We start from the raw sequence: 23,692 nt of genomic DNA on the forward strand, positions 1-23,692 counted from the left end.
ACTTAATCCTTGTAGTTATCCTCCTATTTATATTTAGTTGATGTCTACTTTTCCACTTGAAACATCTATGTTGACTTGGTGTTTACCAGAACCGTAAACACCATACATTTGATCTGAATTCTTTTGTAATTCTTTTAAATCAAAGTCAGAAGAAATGTGACCACTTCCAATACTTCCATTAAGTGTAAAGTCAGCATTTGATGGAAGATTGATCGTTGCTAAACCAGAGTTGATTTCAACATCGATTGAATCAATCAATTTGTTCATTTCTAAGTTTATTTTCCCGGAGGAAAGATCAGCCTCAACTTTCCCAGTATGTTCTTTAATCGTCAGATTTCCTGAGCTCATATCAAAAATTCCAGATTTAGTTGAGACAGATGAAAGATTAACATTTCCTGATGATCCGTCAAGCTCTAAATCATTTGCTGTTACCTTACTAATTTGGACATTACCCGAGCTCATATTAATCATTAAAGAATTCAATTTCATCTTTGACTGACCGTTAAAAGAAACATTACCCGAGCCACTATCAATGATAAGTTCCTTTTGATAATCCTCCGGAATATATATGGTAATTTCAGTCTTGTTAAACATTGAAAATAGGTTAAACCATTTTTGAGATTTTGATTCGACTTTAATTGTATCTCCATTTTCTGTTACCACTACTTTTCCTTTTCCTTCTAACTCAGCTCTTACCTGATCCGTATTTTCAGGAACTATTTTCGTGCTAGCTCCGGAAATATCTAATTCAATTTTATCAACTTTATTTGAAACCTCTGCTGAAGAGCCATTTCCTCCGAAAACAAACCATGTTGTGTTTGAATGAATAATGAGGAACAAACCTCCAATAAAAAATAAAAGCAAAAATAATTTTTTCATCATTTAATCTTTCCTTTCGGTACAATTAGTTGTTATTTATATCTTAAGAAAAAGGAAGGAACACAACAATGAACCCTAGCTTTATTTTGACTAGGGCTAGAGGCGTAGTATGTTTATATGTCATTGTTATCAACAGATGTAAGAAACTGATGGTAAAAAGAATCACTTGGAATGAGATGAACCAGTGATGCTTGAATTTTTGTGATGTGCGCTAAAGCTCTTGTTCCTAACCAGCTAGTTGGTAAAAATTCAGGAGGTAGCATGGGATCCTCTGCAAGAAGCATATCAAGAACTTCTTGGATTTCTAGATAGAAAATAAATAGTTTTAAAGGATCTTGCAGGTTTTCTTTTAAATAAGGATGGAGCTTTGGTTCATATTCACTTTTAATCCAGTCAAGTTTTTCTCTGTAGATGTTATGAATTCTTTCAAGATCCCATATTCTTGCTGCTTCATTTGGTCCTTTGGCTCCTTGATTATGGACCTTGTTTAAAAGAAATTCATCACTAACAAGAATGGTTACATATTCTTCAATCTCTAATGTATCTATCATATTTAGTACCTTGTTTGTTAGATTCCAAGGATAAATATAAACACTATTATATAATTGGCCGAAGCCAAGTTGGATGAGTTGTCTTCGAAAGGCATCTCTTTTTTTCGTTCTGTTTCAGGGATCTCAGTTAAAATCATGTACCATTTGTTATTCCAACGATGCTGATAAAAATTTTCTGTTCGTTCAATCGTGGTGATGAAATCCCGTCCATATGTAGTTATTGCATAAACTGAACGCTCAGGTGAAGTAATGAATTTTTCTTTTTTTAATTTCGATAACATATTCCGAATCGATTGAGGAGTATAGTTTCTTGCCTCATAAATGCTAATTATCTTTTTCCCTTCTAATTGTTCTACCTTGGAAAGCAAATATAATATTTGTTTTTCTACCGTCACTTTAAACCTCCTGCATATAACCATGAAAAGTACGAGTGTATGTTTATTTGTTTATTTTATCATGATAGGTTGAAAAAATGGTATTCAGTAAAACGAGTTTTAAAAAAATGGTTGATGTTTCCAAAGGTATTTTTTATAATATAAAATATAACGTACGTTAATAAATTAATTATAAAAAAGCGAGGGAGAAAAGATGATAATGACAGAAGAAACACAATATCATGATTCTTACAATAAAAGTCTAGAGCTATGGCCGGTTGAGTATTCCACCTATTATGTGAACACCGCTCAAGGAAAAACACATATTATTGAAAGTGGTAACAAGACTGCTCCATCTTTAATTTTGTTGCATGGAGGTAGCATGAGTTCAACGATGTGGTACCCAAATGTAATGGAATGGAGTAAAAATTATAGGGTTATATGTGTGGATATATTAGGAGATAAAAATAAAAGTATACCCCAAATAGAATTTATAGATCGCCCCAGCTATGCGCTCTGGCTTAAAGATGTTTTAGATACATTGCAGATTAAAAAGGCAGATATTGTTGGGTTATCTTATGGAGCGTTAAATGTAGTTAACTTTCTTTTGTTTTATCCAGAAATAGTGAACCGGGTTGTTTTAATGAGTCCGGCTGCAACATACGTGCCGTTTGATTCTAAGTTTTATACACATGCATTTGGTATGGTGAAAAATCCAAGTGGTGTTCAATCGTTTTTAAACTGGATTTTTGATGATCGTTATAAGCCACATCCTTTTATAGCTGAACAATTAGTGGCGGCTATGAATTGGGTTGAACCTTCTAAAAGTACAGCACCGAAAGAAAATGGTTTTCCTTATGTGTTTACAGATGAGGAATTAGCTTCAATTAGGAACCCGATTTTATTAATGTTTGGTGAAAATGAAGTAATGTATAACGTTGATGAGGCTTACAAGCGTGCTGAGAATTCATCTCCTTGTATGACAGTAGAGTTGGTAGAAGAGGTAGGTCACCTTATGTCTATGGAAAACCCAAGTTACATTAATAGGCGAGTGCTAGAATTTCTATCCGAGCAAAGAAGGAACTTTTGAAGAGAAAGAATCAGCATAACATGCACAATCTGTCATCATCATTTAACTGATGACAGATTGTTATGTAATAACTAACAACTATTTCTTGTTTTCTTCATTTCTTTTTAACGTATTAGAAACATCTTTTAGATTTTCTTCTTCTGCCATTTCGGTACCAAAAGCTAGTCTAGAATTCAAAGCAGGACCTCTGCTTCTAGAAAGAGATGGAGTGTTTTGACGTTCTGCAACAAATAGATGGACAAAAACTTCTGCACCTGTAATGATAACTGCAGAGATGATACTTCCCCATGCTACTTGTAGATAGCTTTCAAACAGGAAGCTTCCAAAGACCCAAACACTAAGGTATGTGAGTAAAAAGTCAGCAACTGCAGCAGCTCTTTTACCTAACTGAGGTAAAATCACTAATTCCCCAACGGCGTATGAAACAATTGTGACAAATAAACTGAATGAAACGATATCAACGATTGTGGCATCAAAAAACAAATCTAGACCAATTCCAAAGGCAATCAGACATGATACAAATTTAATTAATAGTATTGTTGCATGATTCATGTAAAAACCTCCTCGTATGTTATTTTGGTCAAAACCGAGAAGTTCATTCAATTTTGGTTAACTATGAAGTTAAAAAAAGTTGATTCAATTGAATCAACTTTTCACTTAAAACGTATTAATTATCCTTTGATTTTGCTCTACTGATTTTCGTTCCTTTATACCAATTGAATATCGATAGCAAAGTAAACCTATAATACCAAGTCCAAAGTACACAACAGCCATAGCTTTAGAAGGAATAAATGCTCCTAGCGTTAAACCTAAGCTACCCAATAACATAGCCACGTTATAAGAAAGATTGTCTACTGCCATATATGAGGCTCTAGCTTGTTCATGAACAATTCCTGCTAAAATCGTTTGACGAACAGGTGAATACATTAGCTCTCCAAGAGTAAATAAAAGAGCTGATAAAACAAGTAAACTAAAAGAATTACTGAACGCAAGAACACTAAAGCTACAGGCGTAAATAGAAAGACCGATGCTTAAAATCACTTTTGGATTATATTTACTTAACCATTTCGATAAATATAAAGTGGTGCACACAATCGTAATAGTATTGATAAGCATCATTATTTCAAACATCTTAACCCCTGTTATTTCAATGGAGAAAAAGTGAGTGTGAAATTCATTTTTTAACCTTACTGCAACATATTTATCAAGTTGAAATTCCAATGACATTGTAAAAATAGTCGCTAGCACAAATAACATAAAACCACGATCTTTAAGTACAGCCATATAGTGATTGATAATTCCTACTTTTTGTTGAACTTCTTCAGAATCTATCTTAGTTTTAGTTAATGTCTCATCTATAAAAAAGATGATAAGAAGCAGAGTGATGCCACTGACAATAAGAAACAAAAGAAAAAGGATGAACTTATAATCTTCAAAAAGGAGACCACCAATTGCGGCGCCTAATGCAATCGAAATGTTACCAGTCCAATATCCGAGACCATAAATAAAGGGTCTTTCTTTTTCAGAGCTAATATCAATAATCATCGCATTTGCGGCAGGGCCAATTAAACTAGAGCTCATGTTACTTAAGACAAACATTAAATAAGTAATCCAAACGGAAGTAAGCCACGGAGAGTTAACAGATGCCATCACGGTTAGTGCGATGACCTGAATCACTTGAGCAATGACCATCATTTTTTTACGCCCCATACGATCCGAAAGGAAGCCTGAATATAACCCCACTACAATGGAGATAGAAATGTTTATCATTAGAAGTATCCCTGTCATACCGGCTCCAACATGACTACTAAAATAAATGGCCATAAACGGGAGAATGGACATTTGAGTAATGTCAGTAAAAAAATCTGTGATTAATCTAAGTTTTATCGTTGAATGTAAGTCACGAAATTTCATGCTATCTACCTTCTTTCTTCATTTTTTATTATAATGAAAAAAATAAGAAGAAAAACTGTAAACGATGTTAACATGATTTCGTATTTTAGGAGGAACTATGAATCTTATTGAACATTATGTTAATTTGCGATTAGCCTATCAAAAGTACAAGGAAGAAGAAAAGATTGAAACAACAACAGGGGAAATATCTCTTCATCTTTCCTGTACGATGCGAAATACAAATATTTTGATGAAGAAAATGATGGAATTAGGTTATCTAAAATGGATGCCCCAAAAAGGAAGAGGGAGAAAATCAACTTTACTTTTTCACCTATCATTACTGGAGGCAGCTACTAATAATGTACAAAGACTGCTTGCTGAAAAGAATTTTGAAGAAGCATACTCCTATATTTTGAGTATTCAATTTTCTCAAGTAATCAAAGAAAAACTCTTACATAATATGCACAGTCATTTTGGGTTAAAGTCTATCACTCACTCTACTGGTCGAAGAGATACATTAAAGATTCCTCAGAATATGAAAATTCATACGTTAGATCCTACTTTTGTTGGAATTGTTCATGAAGCCCACCTCGTACAGCATATTTTTGATACGCTTGTTCGCTATGATCGGGGAAGTAAATCCTATATTCCCGGCATTGCGCTGGCCTGGGAAGAGAATAATGGAACAGAATGGACCTTTTATTTACGCAAAGGTGTAATGTTTCACCACGGTCGAGTCCTTCAAGCGAAAGATGTTCAGTATACGATGGAGAGATTAAGGACAAATCAAAAAATTCCTTATCACACTCTGTTTGAATGTGTGGAAAAAGTAACAATGATAGATGATATAACTATACAGTTTACTTTGAATAAACCAAATTACATGTTTCTTGATGTTATGAGCAGCTTTTTCTCCTCCATTATTCCACATGATATTGAATTAGATCCTTTAAAGCCGATTGGAACAGGTCCATATCAAGTGGAAAAAAATGAAGAACATCTACTTGTGCTTGAGGCATTTCCTCATCACTTTCAAGGAAGACCTTTCTTAGATACAATTGAAGTTTGGCACATGCCAAATTTAAAGGAACAACCAGATAAGATAGAGGAAGAGGTTTATTCTGTGGAACATGATACAGCGACTTATCAAGAGCTTGGCAGCTTTTTTTTCGTGTTTAATTTGAATAAAAATGGGTGTCATCATCATAATAAAAATTTTCGTTTGGCTATTCAACAAATTATTGACCCATTCAAACTTGTAAATGAGCTTGGATATCCAAGAAAATATCCTGCATATAGCTTTAGGTTGGAACAAAGTAAACAAATTGTTAATCACCTACAGAATAATCTAGAAGAAGCAAAAAGACTGCTATCTTTAAGTGGTTATGAAGGACAAATACTTAAGGTGGCAACATTTGATTTTAAAGAAGCAAGAGAGGATATGGAATGGCTGAAAATGCATTGTCAGCAAATAGGTCTTAATATTGAGGTGTCCGTCATACAAGCCTCAGAAATCTATGAGAAAAAGGTACTTGGTCTCTACGATATCATTTATACTGGTGAAACGTTTGAGATAAATGAGGAACTTAGTCTTTATATGATGTATTCAAGTGATAATAGTGTGCTTCGAATGGCACTAGACTCTAAAACAAAACAACATATTGATATAGAGCTTAATTATTTAATATCCTTAGATGATTTAAATAAGCGTTCAGACGGGTTTCACAACATTGAAGATTGGTTAAGAGAAGAAGCGTATATCATTCAGACCTATCACACAATTGAAGAACAAAACTATCATAAGGCATTAAATGGTATCGAAGTTTCAGGATATGGCATGCCTGATTTACGTTCGCTATGGGTGAAGCCTGATATAGAGAGTTCATCAAGTTATTCAATTTATATTCCGTAGGTAAGTAAATCTTGGTAATTAAAAGGAGTGGGTTTTGTTGATAAAGTCCGAGGGTATTCATCATGTTAGTCTTTCTGTAATAGATTTAAACAAAGCAAAACATTTTTATGGGACAGTTTTAGGCTTTAAAGAAATAGAGCGACCGAAATTTGACTTTCCAGGTGCATGGTATCAAATTGGGCTCAGCAACTACATTTAATTGTGGATGAACTTTCTTCGACACTACGAAAAGTAAATCAATTGAACTCTAGAGAAGGTCACTTTGCTATTAGAGTAAATGATTATGAGGAAACTCTAGCGTACTTGAAGGACCAAGGAGTTCAAATTTTGGAAAAACCAAAAAGTAAAAGCGGATTTGCGCAAATTTTTTGCATGGACCCTGATTATAACTTAATTGAATTTAATGTAGATCAAGAAACGGTGAAATAAGTGAAATGTTGGGGAATGAAGACCGTATTGATTGAGAAATGGTTGAGAGATGTACCTCTTAAAGGTGATGAAGACCATGGAGAGAGAGAAATGGTTGAGAGATGTACTTCATCACGGGAATGAAGACCATATCATTTGATAATTCCAATAAAAATGTACTTCATTATATAATATGGTTCTTCATTGGAAGATGACAATTCCATTTTACCCGCATTACCCCTATGTTATTGAAAATCATGAAAATTAAAAAAGGATGAGCTTAACAAAGCTCATCCTTATACATTATTTAACATTCAAAAACTTCACACAAACCGGATCAGGAACAGATACTTGTGAGTCAAGCAAGCTAAGTTTACCTGATTCTGTATCTCGGGCAAATAACACAAGGTTACTGCTTTCTTGGTTAGATGCTACAATGAATTTTTCAGTAGGGTCCAGTGCGAAATCACGTGGCCAATTTCCTTCTGTTGATGTAAATTCTATAAATGAGAGCTCGCCATTTTCTTGATTTACACTATAAACAGCAATGCTATCATGCCCACGGTTGCCAGCATAAACAAAGCGGCCGTCAGATGAAATATGAATCGCACTTCCTTGACTATTTTCCGTGAAATCTTCAGGAATAGCCGGGCGTATTGAAGCTCTGTATACACGCCTGTGTCGGAATTATAGCTTAAAGTGATCACTTCATTACTTAGTTCTGTCATAACATAAGCATATTTTCCATTCGGATGGAATGTGATATGTCTTGGGCCACTACCAGATTTCACAAGTAACGTATGAGCTTCTTCCAGCTGTCCGTTGTTAATTTTATAAGTGATAATTTTATCAATTCCAAGATCAACTGCTACGACATATTTTTCATCAGGAGTAAAGCCTGAATAATGCGTATGAGGTTTTTCTTGCCTTTCATGTGGTCCCTGACCAGTATGTTCAATAACCGAAACAACAGAATTGATCGAGCCATCTTCATTCGTTAGAAAGGACTCTACTGTTCCTTTGTGGTAGTTAGCCGTCACAACGTGTTTGTTTTGACTGTCTACACTTACGTGACATGGTGAAGCACCGTCAAGCAGCTGTTGATTAATGGCTGTAAGGTCACCTGTTATACTGTCAACAGTATAGGATGCAACACCGCCTTGGTTTCCTTCCTTTACGACTGCATAAAGATTTTTATTGTCTTGGCTTAAATTTACATATGTAGGGTTGTCCAATTCAGCAACAGCTTTAACATCACTTATTTGTCCTGCATCTGTGTCTAAGGTAAAGCTGTAAACTCCTTTACTATCACCTTTTGTGTATGTACCAACATAACCGATTAATTTTGCCAATTTTTTAACTCCTTTCAAATGTACTATTTCTCATTATATCGTTAGTTTCATCTGTTCAACAACATTAATGGCTGTTTTTTGATATTGAGCCGAAGAGTTTCAAATTTACACTTGAAGTACAAAAAGATTCTATCAATTAATCAGGCTATGCTAATATAATAGTATTTATATGAAAATGAAAGGAAGTAAGATTCATGCTAAGGCGGTTTTATTCGTATTATATACCTCATAAGAAATTATTTATTATTGATTTTAGTAGTGCTATTATCGTGGCTCTTTTGGAGTTAGCATTTCCATTAGCTGTTCAGTGGTTTATCGATTCGTTGCTTCCTAGTGAAAACTGGTCGGCAATAGTTTCTGTTAGTATCGCCTTGCTTGTGTTATATATTATTAGCACGTTCTTACAATATATCGTGAATTATTGGGGACATATGCTTGGAATTAATATTGAAACAGATATGAGAAAACAATTGTTTCAACATGTGCAAAAGCAATCATTTAAGTTTTTTGACAATACCAAAACAGGAAATATTATGAGTCGAATTACAAATGACCTCATGGATATTGGTGAGCTTGCGCATCATGGACCGGAAGATTTATTTATTTCCATCATGACCTTTGTAGGGGCCTTTTGGATTATGTTCACCGTAAATGTAAAGCTCGCGTTGGTTGCGTTGGTTATTTTCCCGTTTTTAGGATGGCTTATGGTTATAAGTAATTTAAAGATGAATAAAGCCTGGAAGAAAATGTACGGTGAAATTGCTGATGTAAACTCACGAGTAGAAGATAGTGTTTCTGGTGTTCGAGTTGTGCAATCTTTCACAAATGAAAAATTCGAAAATGAACGTTTCTCTGTAAATAATTTAAAATTCCGTAAAGCTAAGCTTGGTGGGTATAAAGTAATGTCCTTTAGTTTATCAGGAATTTATATGATGACAAGATTTGTTACATTGGCTGTTCTCGTAGTAGGTGCATGGTTAAGTTACACAGGACAATTAACATATGGTGAGCTTGTTGGATTTGTGTTGTATGTGAATGTCCTGTTTAAACCAATCGACAAAATCAGTGCCTTAATGGAATTGTATCCAAAAGGAATGGCTGGATTTAAACGTTTTACAGAGTTGCTTGACATGGACCCTGATGTACAGGATGTAAATGACGCAGTTGAAGTAAAATCATTACGAGGGGATATAGCGTTCAATGAGGTTTCCTTTGGTTACGATCAACATAAACGCGTATTAAATAATATCAATCTATCCATTTCAGCTGGAGAAACCGTTGCATTTGTTGGTCCATCAGGAGCAGGGAAAACGACAATTTGTTCATTAATTCCACGATTTTATGATGTAGAATCTGGAGAAATAAAAATTGATGGCATTGATATACGGAATATGACAAAGCATTCTCTGCGTTCACAGATTGGAATTGTGCAACAAGATGTGTTTTTGTTTACAGGTACCTTAAGAGAAAATATCGCTTATGGAAAACTTAATGCTACTCAAGCGGAAATTGAAGAAGCAGCAAAGCGTGCTCATCTAGAAAGCTTCATCGAATCACTACCGTTTGGCTACGATACTCAAATTGGTGAAAGAGGCTTAAAGTTATCAGGTGGACAAAAACAAAGAATTGCCATTGCAAGAATGTTCTTGAAAAATCCACCTATCTTAATATTGGATGAAGCAACGTCAGCATTAGATACCGAAACAGAGCTTATCATTCAAAAAGCACTAACAGAGCTATCAAAAAACAGAACAACTCTTGTTATTGCTCACCGTCTTGCTACAATTCGAAACGCAGATCGTATTGTTGTTGTAACTGAGGACGGAATAGCGGAACAAGGGAAACATGATGAACTGATCGAACAAGGCGGGATTTTTGCTAATCTTCATCGTGTTCAATTTCAGAGATAAGATGGGACATTTATTGTTCCATCTTTTTTACTAATTTTTTTGAAGAAATGGTTGCGATTACAGTTCAAATATACCAAGGGAAGGTGCACTTTTTCTTGTTTTTTTCAATTATTCGACTTCTTGAAAATGGATTGACATGGGATACTAACTTCTGTATTTTATTTAAGTATGTTTTTTTAGGAGGAAGTTATGAATAGTCATAATACACAACAAGTTAAAATTACAACAGCAGATCCCTCGGCGTTAGGTTTATTTGGACTAGCAATGGTAACGCTCGTTGCTTCTTCACAAAAGTTAGGGTTAACAGATGGAGTTTCATTTATTTTACCATGGGCATTTTTCTTAGGTGGACTAGCTCAATTATTCGCATGTGTTCAAGATGCTAAACATAACAACATCTTTGGAACAACTGCATTTGGAGCTTTTGGTCTATTCTGGTTCAGTGTTGGAATGTCTTGGTTGATTCAATTAGGAGCATTTGGTGAAGAACTAGCAGCAAATGCTGATCCAAAGCAGTTAGGTGTCGCATTCATTGGCTACCTGATTTTTAGCGTTTATATGACAATAGGTGCAATGGAAACTCATAAGGTATTATTTTTCATTTTTGTTTTCATCGATTTCTTGTTCATCGGCTTATCTTTAAGCACGCTTGGTGTGATGCCTGAGGCAACACATATGCTTGCCGCAGTTTCAGAATTAATCATCGCCTTGCTATCTTTTTACGGATCTGCAGCTGTTGTTTTAAATACACATTTTGGCCAAGTTGTCTTACCAATTGGGAAGCCGTTTGGTTTATTTAAAAAGTAAAAGAAATGGAGGCTAACATTTGTTAGTCTCCATTTTATTTGTCGTATATTGTAGAATGGTTAATAAGTTAGGTGAAATCGGAGATAAACTCCTCAAAATCGAAGATAAGTCACCAGAAATCGGAGATAAACCCCCAAGAATCGAAGTTAAATCTTAGAAATAAAGGTTAGTCCACTTGTTAACCTGAGATAGATATCCATTTATTCCTCATTTTCTTCACCCATAAAAGGTTTATTTACAAAGTAGTACATCCATCCCATTAAAACTCCACCACCAATTAAATTTCCAATTGTAACAGGAATCAAATTATGAATAACTCCAGCGAGCGTAAAACTTTCAGGTGGATTAGAAACAAAAGCAATAGCAAAGGTGCACATATTTGCAATACTATGTTCATATCCAGAAATGAAGAAGCAAAACACAAATAACATCATCGTAAATAGCTTAGCTCCATCTCCTTGAAGTTTCATTGGGATAAAAAATGCCAAACAAACCAACCAGTTACACAGAATTCCTCGAAAAAATAACTCATAGGTAGGAAGATGAACTTTTTTATCAGCAACACTCAATAAAAAACCTGTTGTTTCTTTATCTGAAAATAATCCAGTTGAAAAAATAAAAAATGCAAAAAAACATGCTCCTAAAATGTTTCCAATATAGCTTGTGGTCCAAAGCTTAATCACTTCAAATTTCAACGCATTTTCTTTTGAAAAGCTGTGTAAGAGAAATAGAATGTGTTCCCAGTAAACAAATCACCACCACCATAAGCGATTAAGATAATGGCAGCACCAAACGTTAATGCTGCAATTGGGTAAGCAAAGGGAGAATGCTCAATATAAAAGAAATTTCCTGCCTTGAAAGCAACAATAACTCCAAAACCAATAAACATACTAGCTAGCATTGAACGTAATAGGTATCGAAGCGGACTTTTATGAAAGATCTTATGTTTCTTTAGAGCTAGCTTCTCAACTTGCAGTAAAGCCTTATTTTCCAAGTTATTCACGCTCCAAAATATATGTATTTAGGTTTTCAATTTTAATTAAAAATTGAAAGAATTACTGTGATGAAAGTCACTATTATTGTTCTTTTAAAAATTTTTTTTATAAATAATTTGAAAATAAAAAGGAAAAGTTGTTCTCGTGTTATTATACTAAAATTACTATTTTTTATTGAAAACGCTTAATTTAGGATGTTTCAATTTCGGTATAATTATATTTATATATCTATTTTTGTATATATGTGTATATTTATACATAAAGTTGTCAAGTTGAGTCAAGAATTACCCATAAGATACAATTGGAAAAAAGGAGGGGTTTTGGATGAAAAAACATATTTCAATCATAGGGGTACCAATGGACTTAGGACAATCAAGACGTGGGGTAGATATGGGTCCTAGTGCTATTCGTTATGCAGGTGTTGTAGAAAGGTTAGAACAATTAGATTATGAGATTCATGATAAGGGAGATATAGAGATTGGCAGACCAGGTAAAGATGAAGAAGCTACCCTTGGAAATAATCTAAAATACTTAAAGGCTGTTACGAAAGCTAGTGAAAAGCTTGCTGAATCAGTTGATGAGGTTGTAGCAAAGGGATCATTTCCATTAGTGTTTGGTGGTGATCATAGCATTGCAATTGGTACACTAGCTGGAATTGCTAAGCATTATGATAACCTGGGTGTCATTTGGTATGATGCACACGGAGATTTGAATACAGGAGACACCTCTCCATCAGGTAATATTCATGGAATGCCTTTAGCAGTAAGTTTAGGTATAGGTCATCCAGATTTAACAAATATAGCTGGATATTCCCCGAAAATTAAGGCGGAAAACATCGTGATCATTGGTGCCCGTTCTTTAGATGAAGGAGAGAAAATACTTATCCGTGAAAAAGGGATTAGAGTTTATACAATGCATGAAATTGATCGTTTAGGTATGACAAAGGTAATGGAAGAAGCAATCGATTATTTAAAAGCTAGAAACATAGATGGAGTACATTTATCGCTTGATTTAGATGGACTTGATCCGGATGAGGCACCAGGAGTTGGAACGCCAGTTTTAGGTGGAATTAGTTATAGAGAAAGTCACTTAGCAATGGAAATTTTAGAAGAATCCAAATTAATAACTTCTGCTGAATTTGTAGAGGTTAATCCAATCTTAGATGAAAAAAATAAAACAGCTACTGTCGCGGTAGCTTTAATGGGCTTCACTTTTTGGTGAAAAATTATTATAACAGACCGAAGGGGATTATCCCCTTCATCAGTTTTATTTAAGTTTAAATTTTCTTAAACGATATTGAAGACTTTGTCTACTAATTTGTAACGTCTTTGCGGTTTGGGAGATATTATAGTCGTGCTCTTTTAATATTTTTTCAAGATATTCTTTTTCGCGATTTGTCATATAGTCTTCAAGTGTTAGGAGTTCTTTTGATTCTTCTTTATCCTTTTCGTAGAATTGATTTTCATCATATACAGCTAAATCAACAAATTCAGTAGCTTTTTGCTTAAAGGAAATTGGTAAATGTGGAACGTCGATGATTACTTCTTCAGGCTCCATCAAGTTCATTGCACCTTCAATGATGTGTTCAAGTTCGCGGACATTTCCAGGCCAATCATAGGCTTCAAACAAAGCTAATACATGTTTGCTGATGCTCTTTACGTTCATGTCAAATAAATAATTAAATTTTTTCAAAAATGACTGTGCAAGTATTTGAGTATCATCCTTACGTTCCCTTAGTGGAGGGATGAATAATGAGACAACACTTAAGCGATAAAAAAGATCTTTTCGTAAATGGCCATTAGCAATGGCATCGATTGGATCTTCGTTGATTGTTGCAATAACTCTAACATCTATTTTCTTATCTTTTGTATCTCCAACTCTTCTAATGGTTTTTTCTTGGAGAGCACGAAGAAGCTTTGCTTGAAGAGTTGGATCTAACGAGTTGATCTCATCAAGAAGCAACGTTCCACCCTCAGCTTGCTCGAATAAACCTGGTCTTTCAATCGATCCGGTAAAAGCTCCTTTTTTTGTGCCAAAGAGAATACCTTCTATTAAACTTTCAGGTAATGCAGCACAATTTTGGCTAATAAATGGATAGGAAGAACGCTTACTCCCATTATGAATACTTTGGGCAAAAAGCTCTTTCCCGGTGCCGGTTTCACCGACAATAAGGATTGAAGATGAAGTTCTTGTTGCTCGTTTACTAGCTTCAATTACTTCTGCAATTTTTATACTTTTTCCAATAATGTGATCAAACGTGAATTTTGTGTCTCCCTTTTTAAGGATATTATCTCTAATAATTCGCTCAAGGTTTGTAATATCCTTGGCTACTTCGATTGCTCCGCATATTTGCTGAGTAGAATCATATAAAGGGCAGGTATCATTAATTGTCGTAATTTCTTGACCATTGTGGGTAAAATACGTTTGTTTTGACTTCTTTGTAGCATTGCCTCGTAAAGCTGAAATGAGAGTACTCTCAGTCTCATTATTAAATTTAAATAGTTCAAGAATATTTTTACCGTGTACGTTATTTGGATCCATCTCTTCAATATCAGCCATTTTTTTATTATATATAATTGTTTTACCATCTTTATTTACTACATGTATTCCGATGTCGATCATATTCACCAAAGTTTGAATAATGGCTTGCATTTCAGCATTCGTTAAATTTTCTATTTTCATTTTTTTCCACCCTCCTAGAATAAGAATAGATCATATAAAAGAGGGGTGCAATAATATTTTGCATAAAAGTGAGTAGGGTGATTTGATGGTGCGAAAAAATTTTGCGCTAGGGTGCTGGGTAACCAATGAAACCAGGGGAATTAATGTTGGCATAGATATTGCATAATAGATAGATAAGAAATGACTTATTATTTACAAGGAGGAATAGATAATGACAACAAAAACAGAACAAGTGATTAATCAGACAGAACAATTTGGTGCAAAAAACTATAATCCTCTACCAATTGTTATATCAAAAGCAGAGGGTATATGGGTGGAAGATCCTGAAGGTAACAAATATTTGGATATGTTAAGTGCTTATTCAGCCGTTAACCAAGGCCATAGACATCCTAAGATTATTCAGGCATTAAAAGATCAGGCGGACCGCGTTACCTTAACATCCCGTGCTTTTCATAATGATCAGTTAGGTCCATGGTATGAGAGAATTGCAAGAATCACCAAAAAGGAAATGGCACTGCCAATGAATACAGGGGCAGAGGCTGTGGAAACGGCAATAAAAGCAATAAGACGATGGGGATATCAGGTGAAAGGAATTGCTAATAATCAAGCAGAGATTATTGCTTGTGAAGGTAACTTTCATGGACGTACGATGACAGCTGTTTCTTTATCTTCTGAAGAAGAGTATCGTAAAGGATTTGGGCCGATGTTGCCAGGAATTAAACTAATTCCTTATGGTGATGTAGAAGCTCTAAAAGCAGCGATTACCCCGCAAACAGCAGGATTTCTTTTCGAGCCAATTCAAGGTGAAGCCGGAATTAATATTCCAAGAGAAGGGTTTTTAAAAGAAGCGTATCAAGTATGTAAAGATAACAATGTTTTGTTTGTAGCTGATGAAATTCAAGCAGGATTAGCGCGATCTGGAAAAATGTTTGCTTGTGATTGGGAAGATGTTGTACCTGATATGTATATTTTAGGAAAAGCACTAGGTGGGGGAGTTTTCCCAATTTCATGTGTGGTAGCTAATCGTGATGTTTTAGGCGTATTTAACCCTGGCTCACACGGATCTACATTTGGAGGTAATCCTCTTGCGTGTGCTGTTTCAATTGCTGCTCTTGATGTAATAGAGGAAGAAAAGCTAGTTGATCGTTCATTGAAGCTAGGAAACTATTTTGTGGAACGTCTTAAGGAAATTAACAATCCTATTATTAAACAGATAAGAGGCAGAGGCTTGTTTATTGGGGTAGAGTTAACGGAGCCTGCACGTAGTTATTGTGAAAAGTTAAAAGAAAATGGTTTATTGTGTAAAGAAACACATGATACTGTTATTCGTTTTGCCCCACCATTAGTTATAAATGAAGAGGAGCTAGATTGGGCGATTGATCGTATTAAGCGTGTACTATCATAAGTGTTTTTTAAGCTCGTCAATTATATCTTATTAAGAAAGATTATAAGCTTTTATTCCATATGAGGTGATGACAATTGAATACAACTATTCAAAAAAATGAGGTTTTAAACTTATTTTCATCCACACAAGTCGTAATCAAAGAGGCCTTAAATCATTTAGGATATCCAGAAGAAATGTACGAATTATTAAAAGAACCATTAAGAATGTTAACAGTTAGAATTCCAGTCAAAATGGATAATGGGTCAACAAAGATTTTTACAGGCTATCGAGCGCAACATAATGATGCTGTAGGACCGACTAAGGGTGGGATTCGTTTTCATCCTCATGTTGACGAGGATGAGGTAAAGGCCCTATCGATGTGGATGAGCTTGAAATGTGGAATTGTCAGTCTCCCTTATGGAGGTGGAAAAGGTGGGATTGTTTGTGATCCCAGAAATATGTCTCAAATGGAATTAGAGCGGCTTAGCAGGGGATATGTACGTGCTATTAGTCAAATTGTTGGACCAACCAAAGATATACCAGCCCCTGATGTTTATACAAATTCACAAATTATGGCTTGGATGGTTGATGAATATAGTCGTTTACGTGAGTATGATTCACCAGGATTTATCACAGGGAAACCTTTAGTATTGGGCGGATCTCATGGTAGAGAAAAGGCAACAGCACTTGGTGTAACCATCTGTATCGAAGAAGCTGCAAAGAAAAAGGGTATCGAGCTTAAAGGAGCAAAAGTTGTCATTCAAGGCTTTGGAAATGCAGGTAGCTTTTTAGCGAAAATGATGAATGATGCAGAAATTTATAGTGATTGGCATTTCAGATGCTCATGGAGCCTTGTATGATCAAAATGGATTAGATATAGAGTATCTATTGGATAGAAGAGATAGTTTTGGTACAGTAACAACACTTTTCAATGAAACGATTTCAAATGAAGAGCTCTTAAAGTTAGAATGTGATATTTTAGTTCCGGCAGCTATATCAAATCAAATTACTGCAGAAAATGCAAATGATATAAATGCTAAGATTGTTGTAGAAGCAGCTAATGGTCCAACTACCTGGGAAGCAACAAAGATACTATCTGATAAAGGTATATTACTCGTACCTGATGTGTTGGCAAGTGCTGGTGGTGTTACTGTTTCTTATTTCGAATGGGTGCAAAATAATCAGGGTTATTACTGGTCAGAAGAAGAGGTATTACAAAAGTTAAATAAAGTATTAATTGAATCTTTTAATCAAGTCTATGAACTTGCTGAGTCCAGAAATGTTAACATGAGGTTAGCAGCCTATATGGTTGGAGTTCGAATGATGGCTGAAGCATCAAGATATAGAGGATGGGTGTAAGAAAAGGCTTTTTATACTTGTTATAAATAAGGAGTGGAAGGTTAGTATGAATCCTATTTATTCTATTGAAAGTCTTGATGATGGAGTTGTCTCACAAGTTTGTATTAATGAAAATGAGTATGTTTATGAATGGGAAACACTTTTTCAGATCAAAACAGATAAAGGAAATGTAGTGAATATAACAATTGGTGCCAGTGGCTTAGTAAAGGATATTTCTGTGAAGGCTGGAGATCCTGTCTACAGGTGTTCATTATTAGCTAGATTGCATGATGATAATAAAATAACTGGGTCTGATTAATTGAAAAGCTTCTAGACTCAGGAAAAATCAATAAAGAAGCCCCGTTCCTGTTTTGGAATAGGGCTTCTTTTCTTTAGTTAATCTATCTTTTCAAAAATAAAGATTAAAATACAATGTGTGCCATTAGTACAATAATTGGTAGAGAAATAATTGTACGTTGAAGGAAGATAATCACTAAATCAAGGAAAGAAACCGGAAGTTTAGATCCTAAAAGCAACCCGCCGACCTCTGACATATATATTAATTGTGTGATCGATAAACAACCAATGACAAAACGTGTCATTTCACTTTCAATTCCACTTCCAATGATAGCCGGCAAAAACATATCTGCAAATCCAATCACCATCGTTTGTGATGCTTCTGCTGCCTCAGGAATTTGCATCATCTCCAATAATGGAATAAATGGAGTACCAAGAATACTGAATAATGGTGTGTATTCAGCAATGATTAGTGCAAGTGTACCGATTGCCATAACAATTGGTAAAACACCTAACCACATATCAACTACATTCTCAACTCCACCTTTTATGACATTCGAATAGTTAACTTTTTTTGCTTCTTGAACAGCACGGTTGACCCCCCATTTGAAGCTTGACACACCAGGAGGAATTAGCTCATCCTCTTTATCGACTTCACCAATATAAGTATTAGATTTGCGTGATAGGAGGGATTCTTGGACTAATAAGTGCACATGCGATACCTGCAAGTACAATAGTTAGGTAAAAACTGCCAAAGTATGCTTCCAACTCTAAATACGACATAATGACGATTGTAAAGGTAATGGATACAACGGAAAAGGTTGTACCGATAACCGCTGCTTCGCGCTTTGTATAATAGCCATCTTCATATTGTTTATTAGTTAAAAGTACTCCTATTGTACCATCACCGAGCCAAGAAGCTAGGCAATCAATAGATGATCGTCCAGGAAGTGTGAATAGTGGTCTCATTACTTTTGTAAAAAGTGCTCCACATAACTCTAATAACCCAAAATCGAGAAGCAGAGGTAGAAGTATACCTGCAAAAAGAAAGACTGAAAACAAGACAGGAATTAAATCGTATAAAAGCAATCCACCTGTATTTTCACTCCACACGGCAGAAGGACCTATACGGAATAAAGCAGAAACTGAGAAAATCATCCCTAATACTCTCGTTATTTGCCAAATCCAGGACACATTAAAGAGTTTATTTAAAAATGGTTGGTTGATCATTTTTTTGGGTTGAAAAACCTTCGTATACAAAGAGACTACAGCAGTAAAAAATATAATAAATGTTGCGATATAGGGCAATGTTTCTCCAAGAAGAGTTTGAATAAAATTTGCTAGTAGTGCAACTGTAACAGATATTTCTCCGTTAATTGATATAGGAATGACAAAGAGTAAAATTCCTAGTAATGATGGGATAATGAACTGTAAATAATCGATTGTCTTATATGTATTTCTTTGCTCAACTTCCTTTTTTAACATTTTTTCCACAAAAACACCTCTCCTTTTATACGGGTTTCTCCGACGTATGAACCAATCTTAAATATGGAGTTACTAAAGGTCTTTATCGTATATTTGATAAAAACCCTTCTTACTCTCAAGGTAAACCTACTATCTAATTTCTACTAAATATTATGCAATTTTTATGCCAAGAAAAGAACCAGTCTATTTTCTCACTTATTCTATTTGAAAGAAAGATAAACTGCCAAATAAGGTGGCATTTATGTGCAAAAAAATTTTGCTGATGAAATGTTTTCTTTTAAAATAAGATGAATATATCTAACAGTTTGCTATAATAATTAACGTTTTATTAATAGTCCTTAGTAGTATATAATAATGAAAGCAGTTGTACGAATAAGTTATACGGTAACATACAAGCTGAAAGTGGTGACATAATGGCGCAACAAACGAAAGTCGGGATGGTAAAACAAAAAATTAAAGAATGGATTAATGAGGGAAAGGTTTTACCAGGAGAAAAGATCTATTCAGAAAATGAACTTGTCAAAATGTTTGAAGTTAGTAGACATACAGTTAGACAAGCTGTAGGAGATTTGGTTCATGAGGGGTATTTATATCGAGAACAGGGTGCAGGAACGTTTGTCGCAAATCGCAGGACAGAAGCTAAACGTATGCCTCCAACTGGTAAAAATATTGGTGTAATAACAACATATATTACTGATTACATATTTCCATCCATTATTAAAGGAATTGAATCACATCTCTCACAACAAGGTTATTCGTTAACCTTTGCTTGTACTGATAACAACCCTGAAAAAGAAAGACAATGCCTTGAAACAATGATAAATAGAAATGTAGATGGCCTGATTGTAGAACCAACTAGAAGTAGTAGTTATAATCCAAATTTACATTACTATTTGCAAATGGAGCAAAATAATACACCTTTTTTAATGATCAATCAGTACTACCCACAATTAAATCCTCCGCATATCATTTTAGACGATGAAAAAGGTGGATATATTGCAACAGATCATCTTATTGGTCTAGGCCATCGAAAGGTGATCGGCTTATTCAAAAGCGATGATATTCAGGGTTTAAATCGTATGCAGGGGTTCATTAGAGCTTTTAGAGAAAAAAATATTGCGTTCTTTCCTGAAATGATTATTACGTATACAACAGAGCAAAAAGAAGAGGAGTTTTTAAACAAACTTAAAGGTGTTCTATTATCTGGAGAAAGACCAACTGGAATTGTGTGTTATAACGATGAGGTAGCTATCAGTGTTCTTAATTTATTGCGTGAACTGGGATTAAAGGTTCCTGAAGATATTTCTATTGTAGGGTATGATGATTCCTATTTAGCCGAAGCTTCTGAGACTAAAATTACGTCTGTAACTCATCCGAAAATGGAAATGGGAGTTGAGGCGGCAAAATGGGTTGTTTCTGCAGTAGAAAATAGAGATAAAGCTGGTACTTATCAAAAAGTTTATCAGCCTGAATTAGTTATTCGAAGTTCAACCAAAGATATTTCAAAGTAAAACCTATTCTTTTTTTGTTTAAATAAAAAGGGATATAGAAATACGGGAGTGCGGGATATGAATAGTATAAAAAATGCTGAAGCCGTTTTTTTCGATTTGGACGATACTCTATATGATTCATTATTGCCTTTCCAAAATGCACTTGAATATTATCAAGTTGGTTTACCTCGTTCAAAGGCAGAGGAATTTTATAAAAAAGTCAGACATTATAGTGACCTTCTTTGGAAGGAACATGTAAAAGGTGAATTAAGTCTTGAAGAATTAAGAATACAACGACTAACACGTTCATTTTTAGATTATCAAATATCTATTTCAGACGATCAAGCATTAGCTATACAAGAGCGTTATGAACAAGAGCAACAACAAATAAAACCATTTGAAACTGTTCTCTTATTGTTAAAGCAATTAATAGAAACTAAACCGTTCGTTGGAATTATTACAAATGGACCTGTGAATCATCAAATGAACAAATTAAAAGCACTAAAAATAGATCAGTTGATTCCAATTGAGCACATTTTTATTTCAGATGGAATTGGAATGGCTAAGCCTGATAACCGTGTGTTTGAACATGTTCATACGAAAATGAATATTAACCCAGGTAAATGCCTATACATCGGAGATACTTGGGAAAATGACATTGTTCCGCCAATTGAAGTAGGGTGGAAGTGTGTTTGGTTTAATCATCGAAATCGACAAGCACAAACAAAGCATGTACCAAATGAGATCATTATGAATGAAAAAGAGTTTTTACTTTTTGATGAAAAACAAGGGCATAATTAAACCCTTGTTTTTTGTTTATAAATAAACAATGATTCAATGCCCTTGTTTCTTCAACTGTCGCTCAGCTAGCTTAATCATTTCTCGGACCATATCGCCACCAAGCCTGCCACCAACTTTTCCAGCTTGTTTGGATAATAAGTTTCCATTGTCCCCCTCATGCAAAGGGATCCCTAATTCTTTTGCTGCTTCATATTTTGCCTGCTCAGGTTTAGTTGTATTTGCAACTCTTGCTTTTAATTGGTTTACTTGTTCTCTTGCCTCAGGGACAAGTATCTTATTTTTATTTGCCATTATATAACCCCCTTGATATCAGTTTCTCTATCGTAAGTTTTTTCTATGAGGAAATATTTTATTACTATTTTTCTGTCATAAATGAATGATTTTTATAACTTAATAAGTCAACAATAAAAAATGAATAAGAAAAAAGGAGGATTTCCATTGGAACATTGTCATGATTTTTTAAAAAGTAAAAGGTGGCTTGATCAAGACCTTGATTCAAGATATATAAATGTTGAGCATCCTTATGCGATATTGCTTTCAGAAGATGAGGGTCAAATCACATTAAGAGGAAATGCAGGGGACGATAACGGTCAAAACGGAGAAGAGATATTCACGTTTACATCTTTAAAACAGTTACAAGAGTGGTTTGAGAATAATATAGGTGAGTAGTCCTGAAGATCTCTTGTTCTTATGATATAGTAAAAATAAAGCAAACTTGTCAATTGATAGGCGTGTGTTGGATGCTTCCTATACACTTGTTCCATGATTTTTTCTGACAAAGTTTTCTTAAATAAGATCTGTAGAAGAGAGTGGCCTATATGACTAAAAAGCTATATTATGATGATGTTTATCAAACTGAATTTTCATCGAAAGTGATTAAAAGCAACCATGATGAATCCGGCTTTTTTGTTGTATTACAAGAAACTGCCTTTTATCCAACAGGTGGTGGGCAACCATTTGATAAAGGAACATTAAATGATATAAACGTGCTAAAGGTGGAAGAGGTTGATGGTGAGATTCGTCACTATATGGAAACTAGTATAGATGTGGAAGAAGTAAACGGTGTAATTGATTGGGATCGAAGGTTTGATCATATGCAACAACATGCCGGGCAACATATTCTAACTGCTGCTTTTGAGGACAACCTAGGCTATAAAACATTAAGCTTTCACCTGGGTGAAGAAATATGTACGATCGATCTTGATACGTCATCCCTTACAGATGAAGAAATACATAAAGCGGAAACATTGGCAAATAAAATTATCTTAGAGAATAGACCCATTTTGATAAAATGGGTGGAAAAAAAGAGGAATTATCAGGTTTACCCCTTCGGAAAGAATTAGCTGTTAGTGAACATATTCGACTTGTGATTATTCCAGAATATGATTACAACGGCTGTGGTGGAACTCATCCTAGATCAACAGGTGAGGTTAGCTTATTAAAAATACTAACATGTGAAAAACAGAAAAAATATACGCGTGTTCAGTTTGTTTGTGGTGGTAGAGTAACAAGACAGCTTCATCAAAAAAATGAAGTAATACAAACATTGACAACACAATTAAGTGCTCGGCAGGATATGATTCCTAATGCTGTTTTAAAGCTTTTACATCATACTAAGGAATTAGAAGAGCAGGTAAAAGATTTATCAAATAAATTAATCCGATATGAAGTAAAAGAAAGATTAGACAATGCGGTAAAGTGGAATGGATTTTTTCTAATTTCTAACATATTTCAAGATCGTACATTAAGTGAATTGCAAACTTTAGCAAGGGACTTAATTGCATATCCAGATGTTATTGTTATGTTTATAACTGAACATCAAGAGAAGCTGCAGCTTGTATGTGCTAGAAGTGATAATACTAACATTAATATGAACTCTGTCTTAAAAGAGGTATTACCGTTAATTAACGGTAAAGGCGGTGGAAAGCCTTTCTTTGTTCAAGGTGGCGGAGATCGAATGTTACCACCAGATCAGGTGATGAAAGAGCTAATGAGAGTGTTAACTCATCAGGTATAGTAAGGTAATTTTAGCCTAAATGTAAGA

At 34.7% G+C, this 23,692-nt stretch carries 20 protein-coding genes and 5 pseudogenes; 15 read left to right on the forward strand and 10 right to left on the reverse strand.

Annotated features, from left to right (window positions below; all coding sequences use genetic code 11):
- Window positions 1-33 precede the first annotated feature (33 nt).
- The 3 genes from liaG to MVE64_RS21275 all read right to left on the reverse strand — a co-directional run bounded on the left by liaG (window position 34) and on the right by MVE64_RS21275 (window position 1,825).
- Window positions 34-882: a LiaG family protein gene (gene liaG / locus MVE64_RS21265; RefSeq protein WP_247341130.1), complete on the reverse strand. Its 849-nt coding sequence runs from the start codon at window positions 880-882 to the stop codon at window positions 34-36.
- 110 nt (window positions 883-992) lie between these two features.
- Window positions 993-1,505, reverse strand: a complete 513-nt coding sequence (locus MVE64_RS21270) for a PaaX family transcriptional regulator C-terminal domain-containing protein (protein ID WP_425594016.1) — start codon at window positions 1,503-1,505, stop codon at window positions 993-995.
- Window positions 1,448-1,825, reverse strand: a complete 378-nt coding sequence (locus MVE64_RS21275; protein WP_247341134.1) for a hypothetical protein — start codon at window positions 1,823-1,825, stop codon at window positions 1,448-1,450. Before MVE64_RS21275 ends, MVE64_RS21270 begins: the two co-directional genes overlap by 58 nt.
- 199 nt (window positions 1,826-2,024) lie before the next feature.
- Between MVE64_RS21275 and MVE64_RS21280 the strand changes: the two genes are divergently transcribed.
- Entirely contained in the window at window positions 2,025-2,894 is an 870-nt protein-coding gene (locus tag MVE64_RS21280) for an alpha/beta fold hydrolase (protein ID WP_247341136.1), read from the forward strand.
- Between the two features lie 78 nt (window positions 2,895-2,972).
- Here MVE64_RS21280 and MVE64_RS21285 read toward each other — a convergent pair whose 3' ends face one another.
- Window positions 2,973-3,446 carry a YndM family protein gene (locus tag MVE64_RS21285; RefSeq protein WP_247341138.1) on the reverse strand — a complete coding sequence of 158 codons (474 nt, stop codon included), beginning with the start codon at window positions 3,444-3,446 and terminating at the stop codon, window positions 2,973-2,975.
- Between the two features lie 105 nt (window positions 3,447-3,551).
- A complete protein-coding gene (locus MVE64_RS21290) occupies window positions 3,552-4,808 on the reverse strand; it encodes an MDR family MFS transporter (protein ID WP_247341140.1) in 1,257 nt (418 codons plus the stop codon).
- A gap of 97 nt (window positions 4,809-4,905) precedes the next feature.
- On the opposite strand from MVE64_RS21290, the gene MVE64_RS21295 reads away from it, so the two are divergent.
- From MVE64_RS21295 to MVE64_RS21300, 3 genes are read left to right on the forward strand one after another with little or no spacing between them, the layout of a single operon-like run.
- Window positions 4,906-6,699, forward strand: coding sequence for an ABC transporter substrate-binding protein (locus MVE64_RS21295; RefSeq protein ID WP_247341141.1), 1,794 nt, complete (start codon window positions 4,906-4,908; stop codon window positions 6,697-6,699).
- Window positions 6,700-6,736: 37 nt separating this feature from the next.
- Window positions 6,737-6,898 (forward strand): VOC family protein, encoded by a 162-nt coding sequence (locus tag MVE64_RS27900; RefSeq protein ID WP_345740672.1) that lies wholly within the window; start codon window positions 6,737-6,739, stop codon window positions 6,896-6,898.
- Window positions 6,865-7,128 (forward strand): VOC family protein, encoded by a 264-nt coding sequence (locus tag MVE64_RS21300; protein ID WP_345740673.1) that lies wholly within the window; start codon window positions 6,865-6,867, stop codon window positions 7,126-7,128. The genes MVE64_RS27900 and MVE64_RS21300 overlap by 34 nt, the downstream gene beginning before the upstream one ends.
- Before the next feature lie 282 nt (window positions 7,129-7,410).
- Here MVE64_RS21300 and MVE64_RS21305 read toward each other — a convergent pair.
- Window positions 7,411-8,477 (reverse strand): annotated as a pseudogene (locus MVE64_RS21305) (lactonase family protein).
- Between the two features lie 176 nt (window positions 8,478-8,653).
- Between MVE64_RS21305 and MVE64_RS21310 the strand changes: the two are divergent.
- Window positions 8,654-10,369: an ABC transporter ATP-binding protein gene (locus MVE64_RS21310; protein WP_247341143.1), complete on the forward strand. Its 1,716-nt coding sequence runs from the start codon at window positions 8,654-8,656 to the stop codon at window positions 10,367-10,369.
- 189 nt (window positions 10,370-10,558) lie between these two features.
- Window positions 10,559-11,176 carry an acetate uptake transporter gene (locus MVE64_RS21315; RefSeq protein WP_247341145.1) on the forward strand — a complete coding sequence of 206 codons (618 nt, stop codon included), beginning with the start codon at window positions 10,559-10,561 and terminating at the stop codon, window positions 11,174-11,176.
- Window positions 11,177-11,376: 200 nt separating this feature from the next.
- On the opposite strand, the pseudogene MVE64_RS21320 reads toward MVE64_RS21315, so the two are convergent.
- Window positions 11,377-12,170, reverse strand: a pseudogene (locus MVE64_RS21320) (formate/nitrite transporter family protein).
- A 325-nt stretch (window positions 12,171-12,495) separates the two neighbouring features.
- Here MVE64_RS21320 and rocF point away from each other — a divergent pair.
- Window positions 12,496-13,405, forward strand: a pseudogene (gene rocF / locus MVE64_RS21325) (arginase).
- Window positions 13,406-13,437: 32 nt separating this feature from the next.
- On the opposite strand, the gene MVE64_RS21330 reads toward rocF, so the two are convergent.
- Complete coding sequence (locus MVE64_RS21330; protein ID WP_247341146.1) at window positions 13,438-14,853, reverse strand: sigma-54 interaction domain-containing protein; 1,416 nt, start codon at window positions 14,851-14,853, stop codon at window positions 13,438-13,440.
- Between the two features lie 211 nt (window positions 14,854-15,064).
- Here MVE64_RS21330 and MVE64_RS21335 point away from each other — a divergent pair, with 211 nt between their 5' ends.
- The 3 genes and pseudogenes from MVE64_RS21335 to MVE64_RS21345 all read left to right on the forward strand — a co-directional run bounded on the left by MVE64_RS21335 (window position 15,065) and on the right by MVE64_RS21345 (window position 17,894).
- Window positions 15,065-16,258: an ornithine--oxo-acid transaminase gene (locus MVE64_RS21335; protein ID WP_247341148.1), complete on the forward strand. Its 1,194-nt coding sequence runs from the start codon at window positions 15,065-15,067 to the stop codon at window positions 16,256-16,258.
- A 74-nt stretch (window positions 16,259-16,332) separates the two neighbouring features.
- Window positions 16,333-17,596, forward strand: a pseudogene (locus MVE64_RS21340) (Glu/Leu/Phe/Val family dehydrogenase).
- A 46-nt stretch (window positions 17,597-17,642) separates the two neighbouring features.
- Window positions 17,643-17,894 carry a biotin/lipoyl-containing protein gene (locus tag MVE64_RS21345; protein ID WP_247341150.1) on the forward strand — a complete coding sequence of 84 codons (252 nt, stop codon included), beginning with the start codon at window positions 17,643-17,645 and terminating at the stop codon, window positions 17,892-17,894.
- A 103-nt stretch (window positions 17,895-17,997) separates the two neighbouring features.
- Here the strand turns inward: MVE64_RS21345 and MVE64_RS21350 are convergent.
- Window positions 17,998-19,357 (reverse strand): annotated as a pseudogene (locus tag MVE64_RS21350) (YjiH family protein).
- 413 nt (window positions 19,358-19,770) lie between these two features.
- Here MVE64_RS21350 and MVE64_RS21355 point away from each other — a divergent pair.
- Both MVE64_RS21355 and MVE64_RS21360 read left to right on the forward strand, forming a co-directional pair.
- Window positions 19,771-20,868 carry a GntR family transcriptional regulator gene (locus MVE64_RS21355; RefSeq protein WP_247341152.1) on the forward strand — a complete coding sequence of 366 codons (1,098 nt, stop codon included), beginning with the start codon at window positions 19,771-19,773 and terminating at the stop codon, window positions 20,866-20,868.
- Between the two features lie 57 nt (window positions 20,869-20,925).
- Window positions 20,926-21,648: an HAD family hydrolase gene (locus MVE64_RS21360; protein ID WP_247341154.1), complete on the forward strand. Its 723-nt coding sequence runs from the start codon at window positions 20,926-20,928 to the stop codon at window positions 21,646-21,648.
- Between the two features lie 33 nt (window positions 21,649-21,681).
- Here the strand turns inward: MVE64_RS21360 and MVE64_RS21365 are convergent, their stop codons facing one another.
- Window positions 21,682-21,939 carry an alpha/beta-type small acid-soluble spore protein gene (locus tag MVE64_RS21365; protein WP_247341156.1) on the reverse strand — a complete coding sequence of 86 codons (258 nt, stop codon included), beginning with the start codon at window positions 21,937-21,939 and terminating at the stop codon, window positions 21,682-21,684.
- Between the two features lie 147 nt (window positions 21,940-22,086).
- Between MVE64_RS21365 and MVE64_RS21370 the strand changes: the two genes are divergently transcribed.
- From MVE64_RS21370 to MVE64_RS21380, 3 genes are all read left to right on the forward strand, one after another.
- Window positions 22,087-22,317 (forward strand): hypothetical protein, encoded by a 231-nt coding sequence (locus MVE64_RS21370; protein WP_247341157.1) that lies wholly within the window; start codon window positions 22,087-22,089, stop codon window positions 22,315-22,317.
- 149 nt (window positions 22,318-22,466) lie between these two features.
- Window positions 22,467-22,991, forward strand: coding sequence for an alanine--tRNA ligase-related protein (locus MVE64_RS21375; protein ID WP_247341159.1), 525 nt, complete (start codon window positions 22,467-22,469; stop codon window positions 22,989-22,991).
- Window positions 22,940-23,665 carry a DHHA1 domain-containing protein gene (locus MVE64_RS21380; protein ID WP_247341161.1) on the forward strand — a complete coding sequence of 242 codons (726 nt, stop codon included), beginning with the start codon at window positions 22,940-22,942 and terminating at the stop codon, window positions 23,663-23,665. Before MVE64_RS21375 ends, MVE64_RS21380 begins: the two co-directional genes overlap by 52 nt.
- The last annotated feature ends 27 nt before the right edge of the window (window positions 23,666-23,692 follow it).

Source organism: Metabacillus endolithicus, from assembly GCF_023078335.1.
Taxonomy (GTDB): domain Bacteria; phylum Bacillota; class Bacilli; order Bacillales; family Bacillaceae; genus Metabacillus; species Metabacillus endolithicus.

Excerpts from the sequence above, each read along its gene's own strand:
- MVE64_RS21335 (WP_247341148.1), top strand. The coding sequence starts at position 15,065 with ATGACAACAAAAACAGAACAAGTGATTAATCAGACAGAACAATTTGGT.
- MVE64_RS21315 (WP_247341145.1), top strand. The coding sequence starts at position 10,559 with ATGAATAGTCATAATACACAACAAGTTAAAATTACAACAGCAGATCCC.
- MVE64_RS21330 (WP_247341146.1), bottom strand. The coding sequence starts at position 14,853 with ATGAAAATAGAAAATTTAACGAATGCTGAAATGCAAGCCATTATTCAA.
- liaG (WP_247341130.1), bottom strand. The coding sequence starts at position 882 with ATGATGAAAAAATTATTTTTGCTTTTATTTTTTATTGGAGGTTTGTTC.
- MVE64_RS21300 (WP_345740673.1), top strand. The coding sequence starts at position 6,865 with ATGGTATCAAATTGGGCTCAGCAACTACATTTAATTGTGGATGAACTT.
- MVE64_RS21355 (WP_247341152.1), top strand. The coding sequence starts at position 19,771 with ATGGCGCAACAAACGAAAGTCGGGATGGTAAAACAAAAAATTAAAGAA.
- MVE64_RS21345 (WP_247341150.1), top strand. The coding sequence starts at position 17,643 with ATGAATCCTATTTATTCTATTGAAAGTCTTGATGATGGAGTTGTCTCA.
- MVE64_RS21310 (WP_247341143.1), top strand. The coding sequence starts at position 8,654 with ATGCTAAGGCGGTTTTATTCGTATTATATACCTCATAAGAAATTATTT.
- MVE64_RS21290 (WP_247341140.1), bottom strand. The coding sequence starts at position 4,808 with ATGAAATTTCGTGACTTACATTCAACGATAAAACTTAGATTAATCACA.
- MVE64_RS21360 (WP_247341154.1), top strand. The coding sequence starts at position 20,926 with ATGAATAGTATAAAAAATGCTGAAGCCGTTTTTTTCGATTTGGACGAT.
- MVE64_RS21295 (WP_247341141.1), top strand. The coding sequence starts at position 4,906 with ATGAATCTTATTGAACATTATGTTAATTTGCGATTAGCCTATCAAAAG.
- MVE64_RS21380 (WP_247341161.1), top strand. The coding sequence starts at position 22,940 with ATGGGTGGAAAAAAAGAGGAATTATCAGGTTTACCCCTTCGGAAAGAA.
- MVE64_RS21280 (WP_247341136.1), top strand. The coding sequence starts at position 2,025 with ATGACAGAAGAAACACAATATCATGATTCTTACAATAAAAGTCTAGAG.
- MVE64_RS21285 (WP_247341138.1), bottom strand. The coding sequence starts at position 3,446 with ATGAATCATGCAACAATACTATTAATTAAATTTGTATCATGTCTGATT.
- MVE64_RS21365 (WP_247341156.1), bottom strand. The coding sequence starts at position 21,939 with ATGGCAAATAAAAATAAGATACTTGTCCCTGAGGCAAGAGAACAAGTA.
- MVE64_RS21375 (WP_247341159.1), top strand. The coding sequence starts at position 22,467 with ATGACTAAAAAGCTATATTATGATGATGTTTATCAAACTGAATTTTCA.